This window comes from bacterium, assembly GCA_035308905.1.
Lineage (GTDB): Bacteria > Sysuimicrobiota > Sysuimicrobiia > Sysuimicrobiales > Segetimicrobiaceae > DASSJF01.
In genome coordinates, this window is sequence record DATGFS010000038.1 from 19,761 (window position 1) to 41,121 (window position 21,361).

The 21,361-nt window shown below is 69.7% G+C and carries 22 protein-coding genes; 7 read left to right on the top strand and 15 right to left on the bottom strand.

The features are described 5' to 3' along the window. Positions 1–78: 78 nt before the first annotated feature. Genes pstA through pstS form a run of 3 tightly spaced genes read right to left on the bottom strand, consistent with a single transcriptional unit; the run spans position 79 to position 3,009 of the window. On the bottom strand, positions 79–939 hold the full coding sequence (pstA, locus tag VKT83_12010; GenBank protein HLY23178.1) for a phosphate ABC transporter permease PstA: 861 nt from the start codon (positions 937–939) through the stop codon (positions 79–81). Further along, the gene (gene pstC, locus VKT83_12015; protein HLY23179.1) at positions 936–1,868 is read right to left on the bottom strand and encodes a phosphate ABC transporter permease subunit PstC; all 933 of its coding nucleotides are present in this window, start codon (positions 1,866–1,868) and stop codon (positions 936–938) included. The genes pstA and pstC overlap by 4 nt, the downstream gene beginning before the upstream one ends. Before the next feature lie 52 nt (positions 1,869–1,920). Continuing rightward, entirely contained in the window at positions 1,921–3,009 is a 1,089-nt protein-coding gene (gene pstS, locus VKT83_12020; GenBank protein HLY23180.1) for a phosphate ABC transporter substrate-binding protein PstS, read from the bottom strand. Between the two features lie 153 nt (positions 3,010–3,162). Between pstS and VKT83_12025 the strand changes: the two genes are divergently transcribed. From VKT83_12025 to VKT83_12035, 3 genes are read left to right on the top strand one after another with little or no spacing between them, the layout of a single operon-like run. Continuing rightward, entirely contained in the window at positions 3,163–3,393 is a 231-nt protein-coding gene (locus VKT83_12025; GenBank protein HLY23181.1) for an aquaporin, read from the top strand. A gap of 17 nt (positions 3,394–3,410) precedes the next feature. After that, the gene (locus tag VKT83_12030) at positions 3,411–3,920 is read left to right on the top strand and encodes a hypothetical protein (protein ID HLY23182.1); all 510 of its coding nucleotides are present in this window, start codon (positions 3,411–3,413) and stop codon (positions 3,918–3,920) included. Positions 3,921–3,935: 15 nt separating this feature from the next. Beyond that, positions 3,936–4,322: an arsenate reductase ArsC gene (locus tag VKT83_12035; protein ID HLY23183.1), complete on the top strand. Its 387-nt coding sequence runs from the start codon at positions 3,936–3,938 to the stop codon at positions 4,320–4,322. Positions 4,323–4,365: 43 nt separating this feature from the next. Here the strand turns inward: VKT83_12035 and VKT83_12040 are convergent, their stop codons facing one another. Together VKT83_12040 and VKT83_12045 are read right to left on the bottom strand one after the other, a co-directional pair. Beyond that, on the bottom strand, positions 4,366–5,763 hold the full coding sequence (locus VKT83_12040; GenBank protein HLY23184.1) for an ATP-binding protein: 1,398 nt from the start codon (positions 5,761–5,763) through the stop codon (positions 4,366–4,368). Between the two features lies 1 nt (position 5,764). After that, entirely contained in the window at positions 5,765–6,514 is a 750-nt protein-coding gene (locus VKT83_12045; GenBank protein HLY23185.1) for a response regulator transcription factor, read from the bottom strand. 389 nt (positions 6,515–6,903) lie between these two features. Between VKT83_12045 and VKT83_12050 the strand changes: the two genes are divergently transcribed. Continuing rightward, positions 6,904–7,278 carry a reverse transcriptase-like protein gene (locus VKT83_12050; GenBank protein ID HLY23186.1) on the top strand — a complete coding sequence of 125 codons (375 nt, stop codon included), beginning with the start codon at positions 6,904–6,906 and terminating at the stop codon, positions 7,276–7,278. On the opposite strand, the gene VKT83_12055 is transcribed toward VKT83_12050, so the two are convergent. Both VKT83_12055 and VKT83_12060 read right to left on the bottom strand, forming a co-directional pair. Beyond that, positions 7,259–7,876: a DUF47 family protein gene (locus VKT83_12055; protein ID HLY23187.1), complete on the bottom strand. Its 618-nt coding sequence runs from the start codon at positions 7,874–7,876 to the stop codon at positions 7,259–7,261. The genes VKT83_12050 and VKT83_12055 overlap by 20 nt on opposite strands. An 11-nt stretch (positions 7,877–7,887) precedes the next feature. After that, positions 7,888–9,696: a glycerol-3-phosphate dehydrogenase/oxidase gene (locus VKT83_12060; GenBank protein ID HLY23188.1), complete on the bottom strand. Its 1,809-nt coding sequence runs from the start codon at positions 9,694–9,696 to the stop codon at positions 7,888–7,890. Positions 9,697–9,807: 111 nt separating this feature from the next. Between VKT83_12060 and VKT83_12065 the strand changes: the two genes are divergently transcribed. Genes VKT83_12065 through VKT83_12075 form a run of 3 tightly spaced genes read left to right on the top strand, consistent with a single transcriptional unit; the run spans position 9,808 to position 12,714 of the window. Continuing rightward, positions 9,808–11,175 (top strand): aspartate aminotransferase family protein, encoded by a 1,368-nt coding sequence (locus tag VKT83_12065; protein ID HLY23189.1) that lies wholly within the window; start codon positions 9,808–9,810, stop codon positions 11,173–11,175. Between the two features lie 13 nt (positions 11,176–11,188). Further along, on the top strand, positions 11,189–11,773 hold the full coding sequence (locus tag VKT83_12070; GenBank protein ID HLY23190.1) for a peroxiredoxin: 585 nt from the start codon (positions 11,189–11,191) through the stop codon (positions 11,771–11,773). Beyond that, a complete protein-coding gene (locus VKT83_12075) occupies positions 11,749–12,714 on the top strand; it encodes a DMT family transporter (protein ID HLY23191.1) in 966 nt (321 codons plus the stop codon). The genes VKT83_12070 and VKT83_12075 overlap by 25 nt, the downstream gene beginning before the upstream one ends. A 24-nt stretch (positions 12,715–12,738) precedes the next feature. Here the strand turns inward: VKT83_12075 and VKT83_12080 are convergent, their stop codons facing one another. The 8 genes from VKT83_12080 to VKT83_12115 form a co-directional block, all read right to left on the bottom strand. Then, a complete protein-coding gene (locus tag VKT83_12080; protein ID HLY23192.1) occupies positions 12,739–13,509 on the bottom strand; it encodes an ABC transporter ATP-binding protein in 771 nt (256 codons plus the stop codon). Continuing rightward, a complete protein-coding gene (locus VKT83_12085) occupies positions 13,506–14,279 on the bottom strand; it encodes an ABC transporter ATP-binding protein (protein HLY23193.1) in 774 nt (257 codons plus the stop codon). Before VKT83_12085 ends, VKT83_12080 begins: the two co-directional genes overlap by 4 nt. Beyond that, entirely contained in the window at positions 14,276–15,262 is a 987-nt protein-coding gene (locus VKT83_12090) for a branched-chain amino acid ABC transporter permease (GenBank protein ID HLY23194.1), read from the bottom strand. The genes VKT83_12085 and VKT83_12090 overlap by 4 nt, the downstream gene beginning before the upstream one ends. 4 nt (positions 15,263–15,266) lie before the next feature. Next, positions 15,267–16,166 carry a branched-chain amino acid ABC transporter permease gene (locus tag VKT83_12095; GenBank protein HLY23195.1) on the bottom strand — a complete coding sequence of 300 codons (900 nt, stop codon included), beginning with the start codon at positions 16,164–16,166 and terminating at the stop codon, positions 15,267–15,269. Between the two features lie 126 nt (positions 16,167–16,292). Further along, positions 16,293–17,540 carry an ABC transporter substrate-binding protein gene (locus tag VKT83_12100; protein ID HLY23196.1) on the bottom strand — a complete coding sequence of 416 codons (1,248 nt, stop codon included), beginning with the start codon at positions 17,538–17,540 and terminating at the stop codon, positions 16,293–16,295. 91 nt (positions 17,541–17,631) lie between these two features. Further along, the gene (locus VKT83_12105; GenBank protein ID HLY23197.1) at positions 17,632–18,975 is read right to left on the bottom strand and encodes an aminotransferase class III-fold pyridoxal phosphate-dependent enzyme; all 1,344 of its coding nucleotides are present in this window, start codon (positions 18,973–18,975) and stop codon (positions 17,632–17,634) included. Positions 18,976–19,126: 151 nt separating this feature from the next. Continuing rightward, positions 19,127–20,365, bottom strand: coding sequence for a phosphonoacetate hydrolase (gene phnA, locus VKT83_12110; protein HLY23198.1), 1,239 nt, complete (start codon positions 20,363–20,365; stop codon positions 19,127–19,129). After that, positions 20,362–21,351: a cysteine synthase family protein gene (locus tag VKT83_12115; protein HLY23199.1), complete on the bottom strand. Its 990-nt coding sequence runs from the start codon at positions 21,349–21,351 to the stop codon at positions 20,362–20,364. The genes phnA and VKT83_12115 overlap by 4 nt, the downstream gene beginning before the upstream one ends. Positions 21,352–21,361 lie beyond the last annotated feature (10 nt).

Sequence of the window (21,361 nt, forward strand, 5' to 3'; positions counted from 1 at the left end):
GAGCTTCCTTCGCGATGACTTCGGACCCCCCGATGGTCCTACCTCCCGCCGGTCGACCGCCGCCCGGCCGCCATGAAATTAACGCCCCACCGTGAACCGCTGCCGGCCCGCCGCCCGCGCGGCTATATTCAACAACAGCGTGATCGCCATCAACACCAGCGCCGCCGCCCACGCCTGGCGATGCCAATCGTCGTACGGCGCGATCGAGTAGGTGAACAGCTGCACGGTGAGCGACGAGATCGGCTGATCGAGCCCCGCCTGCCAGAACTGGTTGTTGAAGGCGGTGAACAAGAGGGGCGCCGTCTCACCGCCGATGCGCGCCACGGCCAGCATGATGCCGGTGATCACGCCCGCCGTCGCGGTGCGAAGGACGATTCGGAGGCTTGTGATCCACCAGCGGATGCCGAGGGCGAGCGACGCCTCGCGCAGCGACGACGGCACGAGCCGGACCATCTCCTCGGTGGTCCGCACCACCAGTGGGATCATCATGACGCCGAGCGCGAGCCCCCCGGCCAGCGCCGAAAAGCGGTGCATCGGGACAACGACCAGCGCGTAGACGAAGACCCCGACGACGATGCTCGGAAGGCCGTTGAGGACATCCGCGGTAAACCGTATCCACCAGCCCAGCCGGCCGTCGCCGGCCTCCGCGAGAAAGAGCCCGCCGAGGATGCCGACCGGCACGCCGACGCCGGATGCGAGCCCGATCAGCGTGAGCGTGCCCAGGATCGCGTTCGCCATGCCGCCTCCGGGCTCGCCCACCGGCGCCGGCAGGTGGGTGAAGAACGCCCAGTTGAGCGCCGGCGCGCCCTGGACGACGACGTAGCCGAGCAGGCTCGCCAGCGGGGCGATCGCGACGAGAATCGCGGCAAGACAGACCCACCCCATGACGCGGTCCGTCAGCCGCCGGCGCGCGCCCGCGCGGGAGCCCGGCGCGATCACCGGACCACCCGCGTATGGGACGTCACGCGCGCCACGAGCCACCTCGCCAGCGCATTCACGATCAGCGACACCGCGAAAAGCACGAGCGCCATCTCGATGAGGGCGGACAGGTACAGGTCGCTGGTCGCCTCCGAGAATTCGTTGGCCAGCACCGCTGCGATCGTATAGGCGGGCTGGAACAGGGACGTTGGAATCTGCGGGCGGTTGCCGATCACCATTGTGACGGCGATCGTCTCGCCGAGCGCGCGGCCGAGGCCCAGGATGACGGCGCCGATGATCCCGACCCGGCCGTACGGCACGACCGCGCGGCTGATGACCTCCCAGCGGGTCGCGCCGAGCGCATACATCGCCTCGCGCTGCTCCGGCGGCACGGCGCGCAGGACGTCGCGCGACACCGACGACACGATCGGGATGATCATGATCGCGAGGATGATGCCGGCCGCGAGCAGGCCGATGCCGTACTGCGGGCCGCTGAACAGGGGGAGCCAGCCCAAGACCGCCGCGAGCGCCGGCTCGACGGCCGCGCGTACCCACGGCGCCAGCACGAAAATACCCCAGAGGCCGAGGATGACGCTCGGGATCGCGGCCAGGAGCTCGATGACGAACGACAGCGCGACCGACATCTGCGCGGGGGCGATCTCGACGAGATAGACCGCGACGCCGAGACTGATCGGCACCGCGATGAGCAGCGCCAGCGTCGACGAAGCCACCGTGCCGAAGACGAACGGCAGGGCCCCGAAGACATTGTGCACAGGATCCCAGCGCGACGTCCAGAGAAACGCCGGGCCGAACCGCCGGATCGACGGCATCGCCGCGCCGATGAGCACGCAGGCGATCGCGGCGACCAGCACGATCACGGCCACGCCGAACACCGTGAGCAGGACGCGAAAGCCGACGTCGCCGCCGCGGCCGCCCCGCGATCGAGGCACGGCCGGGAGAGGCGCGCCTCTCCCGGCCGGCAGGGCATAGGACATGGATGACTTACTGCGCGACGAGCAGCGCCTTGCCCTGGTACGTGACTTGCTTCACCAGCCCTTCGTCGATCTTGACCACGGCCGGCGGCGCCTGCGCGTACAAGAGCTGCGCGGCATCCTTTTCTCCGTCGTGGATGGCCCACCACAGAAAGTCGACGAGCGCGCGGCCTCTCACCGCGTCCTGCTGTTCTTGCGGAACCAGCAGATAGGTGAACCCGGCGATCGGATAGTTCATCGCCCCGGGCGCGTACGCGATCGAGACGCGCACGTCACGCGTCTTCACCATCTGCTCGGCGCCGCCCGCCGCGGCCAGCACGGTCGCGGCGAGCGACGGCGCCACCCAGTGCCCGTCGCGGTTCTTCACCACGGCGTACGTGAGGTTGTTCTGCTTGACGTAGGCGAGCTCGACGTAGCCGATGGCGCCGGGCGTCTGCTTGACCGCGCCGGCGACTCCCTCGTTTCCCTTCCCGCCGATGCCAACCGGCCACTCGACCGACGTGGCGTGACCGACCTTGTTGGACCACTCCGGGCTGACCAGCGACAGGAACGACGTGAAGTGAAACGTGGTGCCGCTGCCGTCGGACCGGTGCACGACCGTGATCGGCAGGTTCGGCAGCTTCATGCCCGGATTGTCGGCCGTGAGCTTCGGATCGTTCCACTTGGTGATGGTGCCCAGATACAGCGCGGCGATGTTCTGCGACGACAGGCGCAGCCCCGTGCCGACGTTCGGGATGTTGTAGCTCATCGCGATCGCGCCGGCGACCGTGGGAATCAAGACGATCGGCCGGCCCATCGCTTTGAGCTGGTCGTCGGACAGCGGCGCATCGGACGCGCCGAAATCGACCGTGCGGTTCTTGACCTGCTGGATGCCGCCGCCGCTGCCGATGGACTGATAGTTGATCCGCACGTCGGGATGAGCGCGATTGTATTCGGCGAACCACCGCGAGTAGAGCGGGAACGGAAACGTGGCGCCCGCCCCGTTCAACGTGACGATGCCGGCGCCCTTCGCCGGCTGCACGGCCGGACTCATCCCCACGAGCAGGGCGCAGATGGCCGCGGCCGCGAGCAAAGAACGCCAATGTGGCGTTGTCCTCATCGAGTCCCCCTTGTGAATCTGTCTCATCCGTTCAAGGGTAGATTAGCGGGCGTGTATTAATCCTCCGGCCGGCGCGGATTAAGAGATTATTAAGGCGCCGTTAACGATGTGCGAGCAGGGACAATCGCCGGCCGCTGACAACTCCTTGAGAGAATGTCTTCGCACGGGACCGCGTCCACGCTCCCGCGGCGCGCGCTGGCCGAATTCATCGGCACCGCGTTGCTCGTCGCGGCCGTGATCGGATCGGGCATCGCCGCGGCGCGACTCAGCCCCCACGATGCGGGCCTGCAGTTGTTCGAGAACGCCGCGGCCACCGCCGCCGCCCTCACCGCGATCATTCTGGCGGTGGGTCCGGTCTCGGGCGCCCACCTGAACCCCGCGTAACCCTGGCCGATTGGCGCTTGGGCGGGATCAGCGGATACGATGGAGTCTTCTACGGGCTCGCGCAAATCGGCGGCGGCGTCTCGGGCGCTGTCGCCGCCAATATGATGTTCGCGCTGCCGGCCGTCGAAATCTCATCCACGGCGCGGTGGGGAGCCCATCTCTGGTTCAGCGAGGTGGTGGCGACGTTCGGTCTGCTGCTGGTGATCTTCGGAGGCGCGCGCTCGGGCCGAGGCGCGTTCGTTCCCGTCGGTGTCGGCGCCTACATCGGCGGCGCGTATTGGTTCACGTCATCGACGAGTTTCGCCAACCCCGCGGTGACGGTCGCCCGCACGCTCTCCAACACGTTCGCGGGCATCGCCCCCGGTTCTGCGGGGCCGTTCCTGGCGGCCCAGGTTGTCGGGGCGCTGCTGGCGGTCGCCGTCGTCCGGCTGCTCTACCCTACGATCGCCGAGGTCGCCGCGAGCGTCGTGGTGCCGCACACGGGATCCACCGGGCATCCGGAGAATAGTGGCGGCCGCTCAGGGTAGGGGGAGCGCGCGCTGATGGCCCGTGTGCTCTTCGTCTGCCTCCACAACGCGGGCCGCTCTCAGATGAGCCGCGCCTTCTTCGAGCAGATCGCGCAGGGCACCCACGAAGCGCGCTCGGCCGGCACGTCGCCGGCGGAACGGGTCCATCCTGAAGTCGTCGACGCGATGCGGGAGGTCGGCATCGATTTGTCCGCGCGGACGCCGCGGCGGCTGACGGACGAGCTGGCGGGATGGGCCGACGTCGTCGTCACAATGGGCTGCGGCGACCAGTGCCCGTATATCCCGGGAAAACGATACATCGATTGGGATCTCCCGGATCCCAAGGGGATGCCGGCGGCCGACGTGCGCCGCGTGCGCGACGAGATCCGCCGGCGCGTGCGGGAATTGGCGCGAGACCTGTGACCTCGGCGCCGGCGCGGGACCGCGGGCCCCGGTCCGCGGCGGTTCATTCCTGGGCGCGCGGCAGCACCAGCGTGAAACGGGTGCCCTGCCCTTCCACGCTCTGCACCTCGACCTCGCCTCCGTGCGAGGTGGCGATGTGCTTGACGATACTGAGGCCCAGGCCGGTGCCGCCGAGCGCCCGCGACCGAGACCGGTCCACGCGATAAAATCGCTCAAAGATCCGGGGAAGGTGTTCCGGCGAGATTCCAATCCCCGTGTCCGCCACGGAAATCGTGACGGTACTTTCCCGGCGCCCCGCCTCCACAATGACCGTTCCGCCGTCGAGCGTATACTTGATCGCGTTGTCCACGAGATTCGCGACCGCCTGTGTGATACGGGTGCGGTCGGCCCACGCCCGCGGCAGCCCGGGCGCGCCGTCGCCGCGCAGCGCGATCCGCCGGCGTTCCGCCATGGGCCTGAACTTTGTGATCACGTCGTCGACGACGTCGTCGAGGGCGACGGGCTCCATCTCCAGTTTGGCGCTGCCGCTCTCGATCGCCGACAGATCCAAGAGATCGTTGACGAGGAGGGTCAGGCGGTCGATCTCCGCGACGATCCGCTCGAAGAACCGGGGCCCGGCCTCACGATCCTGCGCCGCTCCTCCGGCCAGCGCTTCGGCGAGCGCCCGCACAGACGCGAGCGGCGTGCGCAGCTCGTGCGAGACATTCGCGACGAACTCACGGCGCACAATGTCGGTGCGGCGCTGCTCGGTGACGTCCTGCGCGACGACGACCACGCCCAGGAACTCGCCCCGCGGCCCCCTCACCGGGTTCGCCTGAACGCGCAGCAGCCGCCGCTCGGGATGGTGCAGCTCGATCTCGCGGGTGCAGGGCCGGCGCTCCCGCTCGGCCTGCCGGACGAGGGCGTCCAGCTCGAAATGGCGGAACACCTCGATCAGGGGGTGCCCGATCACGAAGGGCGCCACGATGCCGAAGAACCGCTCCGCCGCGGGGTTCACCAGCGTCAGCGCGCCTCGGCCGTCGAGCACCAGCAGCGCGTCGCTCATGTGGGCCAGCACGGACTCGAGCGTGGACTTCCGGAACTCGAGGGCGGCGATGATATGGCTGGTTTCCAGGACCATGGCGTTGAAGGCGGCGACGGCTTCGTGCACCTCGTAGAACGACGTGCCGCGCGGCGGCTCGTGCGCCGGACGAAGGCGGCCCTCGATGCCGGACCACGCCGCGGCGGCGAGATCGCGGAGCGGCCGGCTCAGCGCGGCGGCGAACCGTGCGGCGACGAGCGTCGCCGCGGCGGCGGCGACGAGCGCCGTGCCGAGCAGAGGAGTCAAGACGTCGGGGAAGTGCCGCGGCCATCCCGCGGCGGCGAACAACACCGCGGCGCTGAGCGCGACGAGTGCCGCGTAGAGGACCAGCGCCGCCATCACCGCGCGGTGGAGGCGCATCTTACGTTCCGAGCTTGTAGCCTACACCCCGGACCGTTTCGATGGTGGTCTCCGAGCCGGCTTCCTGCAGCTTCTGCCGGAGCCACCGGACGTGGACGTCGACCGTCCGGTCGTCGCCGGTGAAATCGTAGCCCCACACGTGCTGCAGCAGCGCCGCCCGCGTGAGGACGCGTCCGGGATTGGCGAGGAACGCGCGCAGCAAATCGAATTGCCGAGGCGGCAGCGTCATCGCCTGCCCGCGAACCGTCACCTCGTGCCGCGCAACGTCCATCGCCACCTCGCCGACGGACAGCAGCTCTTCGCGCTCGCGCACCCCGCGCGCGGCCGACTGGGCGCGTCGCAGCGCCGCGCGCACGCGCGCCAGCACCTCGCGAAGGCTGAACGGCTTCGTGATGTAGTCGTCGGCGCCGAGATCGAGGCCGACCACGCGATCCGGTTCGTCGCCGCGCGCAGTCAGCATGAGGATCGGCACCGTGGACTCCTGGCGGAGCACACGGCAGATCTCGAAGCCGCTCATTCCCGGCAGCATGATGTCGAGCAGCACGAGGTCCGGCGCCACGCGGCGGGCCAGCTCAAGCGCCTCGCCGCCCTCGCCGGCCTCGAGGACGTCGTAGCCTTCTTTTTCCAACGCATAGCGGAGGGATTCCACGATCGCGCGCTCGTCGTCGACGAGAAGAATTCTCGGCTTCTGACTCCGGCGGGAGCCTGCATCATCCGCCTTGCGCGCGTCGTGAGCGTCGTGCGTCAGCATCGCTTGACACGAGCATAACATGGAACCGGGTCAGCGTCACGCAATCTCTGCCGCGCACGCGCCGCGAAAGTATCGGCGAAGTTTTTGGCGGCCTCGCGCGGATGTTAACCTGTCCTTAATCTTGGGACGGTACGCTTCGGCAGGCGGCAGGCCGCCGGGGACCGGGAGGGGTACTCGGGCGGCGCCGGGGAGCGAACGTGGACGCCCGTTCCGCCTCGACAGGACGAGGATCGCAGGACCCGACGGCCGCACCAAGGAGCGACCCCAGGCCGGCGGCCCATCCGCGACCCCTCGCTTTCCCAAGGGCGGGACGCCGGTTACAGCCCCGGCTCCTCCATGTCTACATCGCGACGGCGCCGCGACCCAACGCGGCGCCGTCGCTCGTTTTCATGGACGAGGCCGCCCGCGTGCTCGAGCGGATCCCGTTTGACCGGATTCCCCATGGCCCGGCTGTGCGCCCGTCCACCCACGCGTCGGCGCGGTCGCGGCTCACCTTTCGGGCGCTCGTCTACGCTTTGTGGAACGCCCGCCGCCTCGGCTTTCGCCGGATCGCGCTGCACAGCGACGATCCGGGCGCGGTCGCGCAGATGAACGGAGAACGGCGCGTCGATCCGGAAGCGGTGGGATTGTACCTCGAGGCGCGCGCGCTGATGCATCTGTACAAGAGCGCGACGATCGACGTCGGAGAACTGCTGCCGTCGGTGCTCGAGCCGTGGGCGCCGTCACCGGTCGCGGCCGGGTGCCCTACGCCTGTTTCGTCTTGATCGTTTCGAGAACGTTCGCGACGTCCTCGGCCTGATCGGTCGCCTCTTCGAGCGTCTCGTAGATTTCCTTCCACTTCATGATGTCGATGGCGTTAGCGGTGCTGGCAAACAGCGCCGCGACGGCGTCGCGCTGGACATGATCGGCGAGGTTCTCGAGGCGGTGGATCTCCCGCACCGGCCCGTCGAGCCTGTCGAGCCGTTGGAGGTTTCCGACCGCATCGACAATCGCCTGCGCCGCGTCGACGATGATGTGGGTCATCTCCTGTCCTTCGCGGGTCGGCCGGGGAATCCGATAGACCGCCATCCGGGCGGCGGCGGCCTCGATCCAGTCGATCACGTTGTCGAGCTGGCGCGCGAGCTCGTGGATGTCTTCCCGGTCGAACGGCGTGACGAACGTCCGATTCAGCCGGTCCATGATCTCGTGGGTGATCTCGTCGCCGCGGTCTTCGAGCTCTTTGATCGCCGCCGCGCGCGCCTCGACGTCGCGGTAGTCATCAAACAGGTCCCGCAGCAGCGTGGCGCTCTGCAGAATGTTCTCGGCGGCGCGGTTGAAGAGCACAAAGAAGCCTTCCTCGCGCGGGAACAGCCGGAGCACCATAGCGGTCCCTTCTACGGCGGCGCCGGGGTCTCCTGACCCGCGCCATCCCGGACGGCGCTGCCGACGGGCGGCGATGATTTCATCCCGGCCGGCGGGGCGAGCGCGGAAACCGCGCGCCGGTAGGCGTCGTTCTGCGCGGCCTCGACGCCGGCCGGCCACCCCAGCGCGTCGGCCATGAGCGCCGCGACGGCCGGCGCCGCCGCGCGGCCCTGGTCCGGCAGCAGATGGCCGAGGCGCATGCGCCGGAGCAGGACGTCCTCCACGCACACCGCCATCTCTTCCCGCACCGCGAGCACGACCTCGGCCGCGACGTGTGGATGGCCGGCGGCGATCGGCGCCCGGAGCGCCGGGCGCTCCTCGATCAGTTCGAGCACGCGCGCGGCGCGCGCGCCGTAGGCCCGGAGCAAATGCCGCAGCGTCCGGTCGCCGACCCCGTCGCGGCGTGCGCGGGCCCGCACCGACGAGATGATCCCCGTGAACCCCTCCGCCCCGTCGAGCGCAAGATCCCGCGTCGGCGACGGCGTCCCCTCGGGACGCCCGAGAACGTGATTGATCGTATCCTCGGCCATGCGCCGGTACGTGGTGAGCTTGCCGCCGGCGATCGTGACCAATCCAGCCGGACCGGAATAGATTTCGTGACGGCGGGACAGCCGGGCCGTATCGCGGCCGGCCGCGGACGCCGCCAGCAGGGGGCGTAGACCGGCGTACACGCTCACGACGTCCGCCGTGGTGAGCCGGACGGTGAGAAATCGCGCCGCGTGCTCGAGGAGATACGACACGTCGGCCGGATCGGCCGTGGGATGCGACGCGGGACCGGTCCACTCGGTATCGGTAGTGCCGACGAGCGCAGCCCCCTGCCACGGCACCACGAAGGCGACGCGCCCATCGTCCGTCTCGGGCAGCACAAGCGCGGCGCGGCCCAGCCGCAGCCGGTCCGCGCGCACCACCAGATGGGCGCCCTTGGCCCGCCGCAGGTGAAACCGCGGCGGGCCCGCGAGCGCCGCCACCTCTTCGGCCCATACCCCCGCCGCGTTGACCGTCGTGCGCGCGGACACCGTGACGGTCTCGCCGCTCGGCAGGTCGACGACCCGAGCCCCGGCGATGCGGCCGTCCCGTTGGACGAGTTCGACGGCGCGGGCGTAGTTGAGGGCCACCGCCCCGCGCGCCTGCGCCGCGCGCAGCACGGCGATGACGAGGCGCGCGTCGTCGGTCTCGGCGTCGTAGTACAGGTAGGCGCGGCGAAGACCGTCGAGACGCAGCGCGGGCAGCAGACTTCGCGCGGCGTCGTGCGACAGCGCCCGGTGGGGCCGGTTCGCCAGGCGGCCGGCGAGCCGGTCATATGCCCACAGGCCGGCCGACGCGCCGAGCGGCGCCAGGGCGCTCAACATCCGCGGCAGGCGGATGCCGAGCGGCCGGCGCGCGTCCGCGTAGAGCGGCAGGACAAACGGCAGCGAACGCACCAGATGCGGCGCGTTGCGGAGCAGCCGCTCGCGCTCGGCGAGGTCCTCCCGGACCTGCCGGAGATCCCCGAGCGGCAGGTAGCGCAGACCGCCGTGCACCAGTTTCGTGGAGCGGCTGCTCGTCCCGCCGGCGAAATCGCCCTGCTCGACGAGCGCGACGGACAGTCCGCGCGCCGCCGCGTCGAGCGCGACGCCCGCGCCGGTAATCCCGCCCCCGATTACGAGCAGGTCGAACGGCCCCGCCCCGAGACGCCCGCGGCAGGCCCGCCGCACGGGGTCTCCCACGGCGTGATCCAGCGAACGATCGGGCGGCGAGTTGTCCGGCGGGCTCAACACGGCCTGCACTTGGCGGCGCGGCACGGCGGGTCCTGTCGTCGTCGGCCGCCCGGCGCCGGAGTGCTCTCCGGCATGACCGTCTCGACGCGGCGCAGAAGTATGTGCCTCGCGGCCAACGTGTCCGGGGGTGGAGAGATGAGCGATCTTGCGCGACTGGGGTCCGAAGGGGACCTCAACCTCTCGCCGCGGCGCGCGCGGTGGCAGGCCGAACACCTGGACGCCGAGACGCGCGCGCTGCTCGCGGAAGACGCGCGGTACTTTCTGCACCAAGCCCTCTCCACGCCGTGCCTCAACGCGCTGCGCGGCTGCGGCGGCGCGTCGATCGAAGACCTGCAGGGCCGCCGGTACCTCGACTTTCACGGCAACTACGTGCACCAGGTCGGCTTCGCCAACCCCGCCGTCATCGAGGCGATCAAGGCGCAGCTCGACGAGCTGCCGTTCTGCACGCGCCGCTACACCAACCGGACGGCCGTGGCGCTGGCCCGCCGGCTCGCGGCGCTCGCGCCCGGGGATCTCAACAAGGTGCTCTTCTGTCCGGGCGGCACCGGCGCGGTCGGCATGGCGCTCAAGCTCGCCCGCGCGGCGACGGGCCGGCACAAAACGATCTCGATGTGGGAATCGTTTCACGGCGCCTCCCTCGACACGATCTCCATCGGCGGCGAGCGCATCTTCCGTGAAGGCGCCGGGCCGCTGCTGCCCGGCGCCGAACACGTCCCGCCCCCCGATCCCTACCGCTGCGTGTGGGACTGCCACGCCCGCGGGGGCTGCGATCTCAAGTGCGCCGCGTACATCGAGTACGTGCTCGAGCGGGAAGGCGACGTCGCGGCGGTGGTCGCGGAGACGGTGCGCGCGACGCCCGTCGTGCCGCACCCGGAGTTCTGGCGCACGGTCCGCCGGGCGTGCGACCGGCACGGCACGCTCCTGATCCTCGACGAGATCCCGACGGCGCTCGGCCGGACCGGCACGATGTTCGCGTGCGAGCAGTTCGGCGTGGTGCCGGACATGCTCGTCATCGGCAAGGGCCTCGGCGGCGGAATCTTGCCGCTCGCGGCGCTGATCGCCCGGGAGGACCTCGACGTCGCCGCCGACCGGGCGCTCGGCCACTACACACACGAGAAGAATCCGGTCGCCTGCGCCGCCGGCCTGGCAACGCTCGATTATATTGAAGAGCACGGCCTGCTCGCGCGCTCGCGCGAGCTCGGCGGCTACCTGCTCGGCCGGCTCGAGGCGATGAAGGCCCGGCACCCGCTGATCGGCGACGTGCGGGGGATCGGGCTGCTCGCCGGCGTCGAGCTCGTCGCCGACCGCGCCTCGCGGACGCCCGCGGCGGACGCCGCCGACGCGGTCATGTACGCGGCGCTCGCACGGGGCCTCAGCTTCAAGCTTACGGGAGGCAACGTTATCCTGCTGGCGCCCCCGCTCACGGTAACCAAGGAGGAGTTGGACCGCGCGGTGGCAATCCTCGATGAGAGCCTCTCGGACGTAGAACGTCAACGACGCTGACGGAGGGTGCGCAATGTCCGTGCATAATCCCCTGGATCTTCCCGCCGACCTGCCGGTGCCCGTGGACGACGGTGCAACCGCCCATCTCACCGGGATGCGCCTGCCGTCGATCGCGCTCGTGTCCACGGCCGGCGGGGCGGTCGACCTGTCGGCGCTGGCCGGCCGGACGGTCGTGTACTGCTTCCCGCGCACGGGCCGGCCGGACCAGGCGGTGCCGGACGGGTGGGACCAGATCCCCGGCGCGCGCGGCTGCACCCCGCAGTCCTGCGCGTTCCGCGACCGCTACGCGGAGTTCGAAGCCCTCAAGACCCGCGTCTTCGGCCTCAGCACGCAGACCACCGACTACCAGCGCGAAGCCGTGACGCGCCTGCACCTGCCGTTTGCGCTGCTGAGTGATGCGGATTTCAAGCTCACGCGCGCGCTGCGGCTGCCGACGTTCGAGTTCGCCTGGAGCTTCGGCAATCAGCCCGCGGAACTGATCAAACGGCTCACGCTGGTAATCCGCGACGGCCGGATCGAGCACGTCTTCTATCCGGTGTTTCCGTCCAACATGGACGCCGAACGAACCGCGGCGTGGCTCGCGCAGCATCCCGCGTAGATCCGGCGGCGGGCCCGGGAGCCGCGGCCGGGCCGCGGCATCCGTCCCAGACGCATCGCGAGACCCCGGGCCAGCACGCCCTCGGCCTCGCGCTGAACCTCGCCTCGGCCGTCGCCTACAGCACCTCCGGGTTCTGGACGCGCCTCATCCCGCTCGACACCTGGACGATCCTGTTCTGGCGCGGCCTCTTCGCGGGGATCTTCATCGGCGGCGTTATCGTGTGGCGCTACGGGCGGCGCACCCTCGAGATCGTCCGCGGCATCGGCGCCCCCGGCATCGCCGCCGCCTGCCTCTCGACGTTCGCCACCATCATGTACATCAACGCCTTCCGCCTCACGTCGGTCGCGGACGTCATGATCATGAACGCGACCACGCCCTTTATCGCGGCGGTGGCCGGATGGCTGTTGTTCAAAGAATACGAGCGCTGGAGCACGCTCGTCGCGAGCGGCGTCGCCCTGTTGGGCACCGCGGTCATGGTCGGCGGGTCGGTGCGCGAAGGCCACCTCGCGGGCGACCTCCTGGCGTTCGGGATGGCGCTGTGCATGGCCGGGATGATGCTGTTGATCAGGCGGCACCGCGAGACGCCGATGATGCCCGCAGCCTGCCTCTCCGCGCTGCTGTGCCCCCTGTTCGTGTGGCCCCTGGCCCACCCGGCCGCCGCGACCGGCACGAACATGCTCTATCTCGTTCTCTTCGGGGTGACGCAGTTTGGGCTCGGCCTGCTGCTGCTCACGCTCGGCGCGCGCCTCATCTCCGCGACCGAGACGGCGCTCATCCAGGCCGTCGAAGTGCCGCTCGGACCGCTGTGGGTGTGGTTCGCGTTTCGCGAGGTGCCGCCGGTGCCGACCTGGATCGGGGGCGCGATCATCATGGCCGCGGTGGCCGGCCACGTCTACAGCAGCCGGCGGCCTTCCGCCTCCGGGCCGGCACCCGCCGCGTAGGCGATCGCCGGCACAGCCTGCCGGCTAGGGGTGTCCGCTTTCGTACAGCCAGCGCGCGACGAGAGCCTCTGTGTCGCCGCCGAACGACTCGCGCGATCCCTCCGAGAGCACGGTCCCGGTCCGCATCACGTAGACATAGTCCGCGATCTCGAGCGCCCGCTTGATGTTCTGGTCCACCAGGAGCACGGCCTTGCCCTGCGCGGCGAGCTCTTTGATGAAGCGGTAGATCTGCGTCGCCACGCGCGGCTCGATGCCGGCGGTGGGCTCGTCGATGAGGAACACGGCCGGATCGTGCATGAGGCTGCGCGCGATCTCGAGCTGACGCTGCTGGCCGCCGCTCAGCGTGCCGGCCGGCTGGCGCCGCTTCTCGGCGAGGATGGCAAACTGCTCCAGGGCGCGCTCGACAAGCGCGTCGACGCGGGCGCGATGCCGCTTGAGCCGCCACGCGCCCAGGCGCAGATTCCACTCGACGGTCAGGTGGGGGAAGATGCTCGGCCGCTGCGGCAGATAGGCGATGCCGTGGTCGCCCATCTGGTGGGGCGCGACACCCCGGATCGAGCGGCCGTCCAGGGTGACTTGGCCTTCCATGGGCGGCAGAAATCCGAACAACACTTTGAGCAGCGTCGACTTCCCGGTGCCGTTTGGACCGAGGACGCACCGGACATGGCCGCGCGGCGCCTCGACCGACACGCCGCGCAGGATGTTGATCCCGGGCAGGTAGCCCGCCACGAGATCGCGCGCGGCGAGACAGTGTGCCGTGGCAGCGGCCGCCGGGACGGCCGGCCCGTTCGTCATTCCAGTCCCGAGTACGCGGCTAGCACGGTCTGGTCCGCCCGTACGACGGCCGGGAGGCCGTCCGCGATCTTGCGCCCCCGAGCCATGACGACCAGCCGGCGCGCGATGCGAAGAATCGATTCCATGTCGTGATCCACGACGACGAACGTCCGGCCGGACTGGTGGAGCTCCTGAATCCGCTTGATCAACTCATCCCGCAGGCGCGGATGGACGCCGGCGAACGGCTCGTCGAGGAACAGGACGGCGGGCTCCAGCATGAGCGCGCGCCCGAGCTCCAGGAGCTTCTGCTGGCCGCCGGAAAGGTTCTTCGCGTCGAGCCCTTCGAGGTGAATGAGGTTGAGAAAGCTCAGGTACTTCCGTGCCTGCCGCACGGCGGAGTCCCGGGCGGACCCCGGCCGGGTCAGGCCCGGGACGAGCATGTTCTCGAGGACGGTCATCCGGCCGAACAACTGCGTCAGCTGAAAGGTTCGCGCCACGCCGCGCGCGGCGAACTCGTGCGCCGGACGCGACGTCATGCGGTGGCCGCGCACCACGACATGGCCGGACTCCGGACTCAGGTGCCCCGTCAGCACGTTGATGAGCGTCGTCTTGCCGGAGCCGTTGGGCCCGATTAGCCCGATCAGGTCGCCCGCCGCGACCGAGAAGTCGACGCCGTCGACCGCGGCGATGCCGCCGAAGTGCTTCGCGAGCCCGGCGCCCTCGATCAACACGCCGTTCGGCGACGCCTGCGCATCCCGCAGGCCCGTTCCCGCGGAGGGGCCCGCCGTCATTCGCCGGACCCGCCCTGTCCGACTTCGCCGACCACGGACTCCGCGGCGGCCACGGGCCGCCGGACCTCGCCGAGGCGCATGAACTGCTGCCACAGCGGGGTCAAGAGACCGTTCCTGGCAAAGCGCATTGTCAGGAGCAGTACGATGCCGAAGATCTCCAGCCGCCAGATCCCGAACCGCCGCAGATACTCCTCGAGGAACTCCACGCCGATGGCCCCGCCGACGGCCGTCGGAATGCGCTCCATGCCTCCGATGACGGCCATCACGACGATGAGGGCCATCCGATCGAGATCCCCCAGGTCCGGGGTCAGCACGGGGATGTAGTGCGCGAAGAAGGTGCCGGCCAGTCCGGCAAACGCGCTCGCGACCGCGAAGACCAGAATGCGGAAACGCGCGACCGCCACGCCCGACGCCGCCGCGGCCTGTTCGTCCTCGCGGATCGCTCTGAGAAACAACCCCCAGCGCGAGTGCACCAGGAGCCCCATGAGGGCGAGCGACCCGGCAAGCAGGCCGAAGACCGTGTAGAAGTACGGCAGCCTCGACGCCGTGTTGAACAGCGGCACGGTGTGCAGGCCGGTCATGCCGCGCGTGACCTGGTCCTCGGTCGACACCGTGATCCGGACGATCTCCGAGAACGCGAGCGTAAAGATCGCGAGATACGGGCCGGTGAGCCGGAGGCAGACCGCGCCGATGCCCGCCCCGACGAGGCCGCAGAGGACCACGCCCGTCGCCATCCCGAGCGGCACCGGAATCCCCGACCACTGCACCAGGAGGGCCGACGAATAGGCGCCCACCGATGCGAACGCCACGTGGCCGAGCGAGAACAAGCCGGCGTAGCCTGCCAACAGCGACCAGCTCGCCGTCAAGATCGCGTAGAACATGGCGATGATGAGGATGTGCATCCAGTAGGAGTTGAGGAGATGGCCGTAGCCGAGCAGCAGCGCCCCGGCGGCAAAAAGCAGAACGGCGGGCAGGCCGCGCACCGGCCTAGTCCATGCGGAGGTGGCGCCGGCCAAAGAACCCCGTCGGCCGGAACATCAGCACCACCATCAGCACGAACACGGAGAACGCGTTGGAGTACGACAGCGCGCGCGTGACGTCGGGCAGGAACGCCGTAAACAGCGCCTGGGCTTCGCCGAGCGTGATGCCGGCGAGCACGCTGCCGGCGACCGACCCCATGCCGCCGAGGATCACGATCACGTACGACTGGACGTTGGGCAGGACGCCCATGTCCGGCGACAGCGAGAAGATGGGGCCGATCAGCGCCCCCGCGGCGGCGGCGAGCGCCGCGCCGACCGCGTACGCCAGCGTGTTGAACCGGTGCGGGTTGATGCCGACGATCGAGGCCGAGTCGCGCGACTGGCTGACCGCGTCAAGGGCCTGCCCCCAGATCGTACCGTTCATGAAGTAGAGGAGCGCGAAGATCAGCAGCAGGCCGACGACGCCGGCGACCAGCCGGTCATTCGTCACGACGAGGGCGCCGATCCGGTGAACACCGGCCACAAACGACGGCGGCCGGAGGGGGAACACGCCGAAGGCGATGATCGCCGCGTTGCGCAGGAAGAACGCCAGGCCGAACGTGACGAGGATGCCGTACTCGTCCTTGCGCTCCGTTCGCTCGCTGTACAACGGGGTCAGCAGCAGCCGCTCCAGCACGACGCCCAGGGTGAAGATGGCCGCCATCGCGATGAACATGGCGGCGAACGGCGGGACGCCCGCCAGGGTGATCGCGTAGTACGCCGTATAGCCGCCCAGCATGTAGAGATCGCCGTGTGCGAAGTTGACGATCTTCAGGATGGAAAAGATCAGCGTAACGCCGACGGCCACCAGCGCGTAGATGATGCCGATGACGAGACCGTTGGTAGCCTGGATCAGAAAATAATCCATCGGTCGGCCGCGAAGACGCCGGGGTCAAAAAACGGAGGAAGGCGCGTCGCGGCGCACGCCGCAGGCCCAGCGGTACACTGCGACGGCCTTCCCCCGAACGGTCTCGCTATCCCGCCGCGCGCCGCATCACTGCGCCGGCTTCTTGTAGGTGTACGGCACGGTCGCGAGGCTCCGCGGCCAGATCACCGGGGCGTCCTCGGGCTTCTGTCCGACCTTGTCGTACTGAAGCAGGTAGAGCGGCGCGTCGACGTACTGGTGATAGGCCCAGTCCGGGCTGTGGCTGGTCGAGAACGCGTAGGCGCCGCGCGTGCCGCTCCACTTCGACGTCTCGAGCGCGTGGATAATCGCCTTGGGATCGGTGCTGCCGGCGCGCTTGATCGCATCGACCACGATGTACGCCGCATCATAGCTCTCCATGGATTGCGGCGTGGTCCCGGACTTGAAGCGGGCTTCGAACGCGGCCACGAACGCCTTGGTCTTGGCGTTCCACTTGGCCTTCGGCAGGCCGGGGTTCTCGGTGATCAGGCCGACGCCGGCCTCCCTTACGTTCTTCCAGAAGGCCTCGGTGGTCGCCGGGCCGCCGGAGTTGTATGTGCCGGTGTGCGCGCTCGGGGCGAGCCCGAGGCTCTTCGCCTGGTTCACCACCGCGAACGCGCCCGCGTCCTCGCTGATCGCGACGGCGAGAAAATCATAAGGCGGATTGTGCGCCAGGATGCGCTGCAGCTGTGCCGTGAACTCCGTCTGGTTAAGGTCCGCACCGACGACATCGTAGTGGATCCCGTGCTTCTTGAAATTCTCGACCAGCACGTCGCGGTGGCCCTCGCCGCCGTCCGTCTTCTCGTACAGCAAGAGGACGTTCTTGAACCCCGCGGCGGCGATCCAGTCGCCGTAGCGGTTCGCGATGATCGCCTGGCACGGCGCGACCCGGAAGACCTCGGGGTAGCCCTTGGCCGTGATCTTGTTGGCCCAGACGTCGACCGCGACGATCGGCGTGCCGGTCTTGTGCGCGACCTCCATCTCGGCAAGGAACACACCGCTGTGGAACTCGCCGAAGATGGCGGCGACGTGCTCCTGCGCCGTCAGCCGCTCGGCGCCCGCGGTGCCCTCTTCCGGCTTCCCGCGAGTGTCGGCCTCAACGATCTTGATCGGCCGGCCGAGTACTCCACCGGCCTTGTTGATCTCGTCTTGGGCCATCAGCGCCGCGTCCAACATCAGCTTGCCGTCCTCGTAGCCTCCGGGCGGCGACAGCGGTCCGACTTCCCCGATCTTGATCGGCTCAGCCGCGCTCCAGCTCATCTGGATCGGCACGAGCAAGAGTCCTGCCAGTGCCAGCACGGCGAGACCGGTAAACGCCCCACGTCTCGAGATCCTCATTACGTCGTGCCCCCCTTCGTCTCGGATGTCCTGTCGGTGATGCCCGCTGTCATCTCCCGGGTTCGTTCGGACCGCTCCCGCGGCACCCCCCTTATGCACCGATGTCCGTCAGCGCGCCGTCGATCGCCTGCACGCCGGCTTCGATTTCCTCTTCGGAGACCACCAGCGGCGGCGCCGCGAGGAACACGTTGTAGCGGCCCATGATATTGGCGCCGCGCTTGCGGGCCGCGGCCACGAGCGACTTCATCGGGCTGGGCCCCGCGCCGCGCTTGGCGAACGGCTCGAGCGGCTCCTTGGAGGCGCGGTCCTTGACCAGCTCGAGCCCCCAGAACAGGCCCAGGCCGCGCACGTCGCCGACCTTCGGGTGCCGCTCCGCCATCTTGCGCAGCTTCGGACCGAGTACTTCGCCCATCCGGCGCGCCCGCTCCACCAAGCGCTCCTCTTCGAACACCTCGAGGTTGGCGATGCCGGCCGCGCACGCGAGCGGGTGGCCCGAGTAGGTCAGGCCGGCCCACAGCACATGGTCGTCGAAGTGGCGCGAGACCTTTTCGTTCACCAGCACGCCGCCGAGCGGCACGTACCCGGAGGTGACGCCCTTCGCGAACGAGATCATGTCCGGCAGCGCGTGCCAGTGCTCGCACGCGAACCACTCGCCGGTCCGGCCGAATCCCGTCATCACCTCGTCGAAAATCAGCGCGATGCCGTAGCGGTCGCAGATCTCCCGCACGCCTTTGAGGTAGCCCTCCGGGTAGATCACGAGACCGCTGCCGCCGATCATCGCCTCGATCAAGATCGCGGCAAAGCTGTCCGGCCCTTCGTACATCAGCACCGTCTCGAGGTGTTCGAGCGCCGCGGCCGTCTCGCGCTCCGCCGGCACCGCAAACGGGCTCCGGTAGGGGTAGGGCGTGAGGAAGCGCGTCACGCCGGGGATGCCCGGCTCGACCGGCCACCGCCGCGGGTCGCCGCTCAGCGTGATGGCGCCGTAGGTCGCGCCGTGATAGCCGCGGTAGGAGACGAGCACCTTCTGGCGCCCGGTGTACATCCGCGCCATCTTGACGGCGTTCTCGTTGGCGTCGGCGCCGCCGTTCGTGAAGAAGACCTTGGGATACGCCTGGTTGGGGGCGATGCGCGACAGCTTCTCGGCGAGGCGTGCGCGCGGCTCCGTCGAGAAGCTGGGATTGACGAACGTGAGACGCTCGGCCTGCCGCTGGATGCCCGCGATGATCTTGGGGTGACTGTGCCCCGCGTTGACGTTGATCAGGCCGGAGCAGAAGTCGAGGATCCGCTCGCCGTCCGCGGTGTAGAGATAGCACCCCTTCGCGTGGTCGATGGCAAGAGGTCCCGGCCCGCTCTGCGCCTCCCACGGGATCAAGACGTGCTCTCTGGTCAGCTGTGCGGTTGCCTGCGTCGCAGGCGTAGTCTTGGTGACCGCCATGAACTCCCCCCCCCGGGCCGGCCGGAACACGATCGGTCGTCCGATGCGATTGGTCCCCTTTCACCGCCGCCCGGCGGCCTCCCTGCGGCGGAGGATGATGGTCCGGTAACGGACGCGTTAACGTCCCGTGAAAATTCGCGCCGGGCGAACGTCAGTGCGTGCCGTTCAGGACGTACTCGAAGACGTCGAAGTTGCGCAGCGACGCGCGCGCCCGATCCGCATACTCGGCAGACAGGCGCCGCGAGACGAAGAACGGGACCGGCTGTTCGGCGAGGCTTCCGTGCGAGCGGAGGCGCTCCCCCGCCAGCTGCGAGAGGTCGTGATCGACGGCGCGCGCGCCGATCGCGCGGCCCCGCTCGCCGATGACCGCGACGTCGCCCTCGCGATCGAAGGGCAGCTCGAACCTCGCGCAGGCCTCCTCACGAACGAGCGCCAGGCCCACTCCCGGCAGCGACCGCACGTGGCGCAGCACCGCGTCGCGATCCACGCCGGGCCGCATGAGATGCACGCGCACGAAGCCGCCGAGAGCGCCGTGATGGCGTACGAACGGGTCGGTGATCGGACAGATGACGCGCGTCGCGCCCTCGCCGAACGTCTCGTCCAGACGGTCGCCGAGGTACAGCACGTTGGGCCGTCCGTCCGGCAGCGCCATGTCGGTCATGCCGTGATCGGCAACGACCCCCACCGTGGCGTCCAGGGCGGCCAGCACGCCGAGCCGCTCGTCGACCGCGCGCATGAACGCGTTGGCCTCCGGCGTGCCCGGCGCGTACTTATGCTGGACGAAATCCGACAGCGACAGGTACATGAGGTCCGGCCGGCGCGCCCGCAGCAGCGCGATGCCGGCGTCCAGCACGAACAGGGAGAGATCCGCGCTGTACGGGTCCGGCTCCGGCCGGCCGACGAGATCGAGCACCCCGGCGATGCCGTGCTCGGCCTCGGTGGCCGCGGCGGCGTGCTCCGCGGAAAACGCGATGCCGCGAAGATCCTTGCCGAGCGCCTTGCGGAGCTTGTCCTTGGCGGTCACCGCGATGACCCCGGCGCCGGCCTGGGAGAAGCACGCCAGAATCGTCGGGGCGCGCAGCGGCGTCGCGTCCGTCATCATGATCTCGCGGCCGGTGTCACGGTCGAGGTAGTAGTTGCCGGACACGCCGTGGACGGCCGGCGGCGCCCCGCACACGATCGACACGTTGTTGGGGTTGGTGAACGACGGCATCGCCGCGGCCGCGATCGCCGAGAAGCCGTCCCGCGCCATCCGGTCGAGGAACGGAATCACCCCGGCGGCGCGCGCCGCCTCGATGTACGACGGGTCGCAGCCGTCGAAGCAGACGACGACCGCCGGCCGCGCCGGCCAAGACAGCACGCGTCCGTTGACCTGCACCGGCGTCTTCACCGCCGCTCGGCCTCCGGCCGCCTGTCCCCCCTCGCGGGGGAAAAGACGTCCGTGCTCAGATAGCGGAGGCCCGAATCCACGATGATCGTCGCGACGACGGCGCCCGGGCCGAGCCGCTCCGCGACGCGCAGCGCGGCGACGACGTTGGCGCCCGTGGACGTGCCGGCGAAGATCGCCTCCTCCCGGGCGAGGCGCCTCGCCATCGCCTTCGCGTCGCCGGTGCTCACCGTCAGCACCTCGTTCACCTCGTCGGGTTTCCACAACGGCGGGATGAACCCGATGCCGATCCCTTCGATCTTGTGCGAGCCGGACGGCCGGCCCGACAGAACCGCCGACTCCGCGGGCTCCACCGCGACCACCAGAAGGTCCCGGTTGTGCCGCCGCAGCGCGGCCGCGGCGCCGTGAATCGAATGCGCCGTGCCGACCGCATGGACGAGCGCGTCCACGCGGCCGCCCGCCTGCCCCCAGAGCTCCTCGCCGAGCGGATGATAGCCGGCTTCGCCGTCGCGGTTGTTGAGCTGGTCCACCGACCAGTGCCCCGGACGCCGGCTGATCGTCCCGGCCGTCGCGATCATGGTCTTGATGAGCGCGGCGTTGATGGCGCCGCGCTCGCTCGGCACATCGGTGAGCTCGGCCCCGTACGCCAGCATCGTGAACCGCTTCTCGTCCGCGAACGCGTCCGAGAACACGAAATGGCTCTTGAACCCGAGCGCGGCGCAGACGAAGGCCAGCGAGACGCCCGTCGTCCCGGCAGTGTACTCGACCACAGTCCCGCCGGGCGGCAGGCGCCCGTCCGCGGCCGCGCGCTCGACCACCGCGCGCGCCATCCGGTCCTTCATGCTGCCGGTCGGATTCGCGGACTCGACCTTCGCGACAACGCGCGCCGCCCGGGCGGGCACCACGCGGCGCAACTCCACGAGCGGTGTGTTGCCGATCGCATCGAGCACGCGGTTTCCACGGGCGGTCTCCATGCGCCAGTAGTTCAAGGCGCGTCCG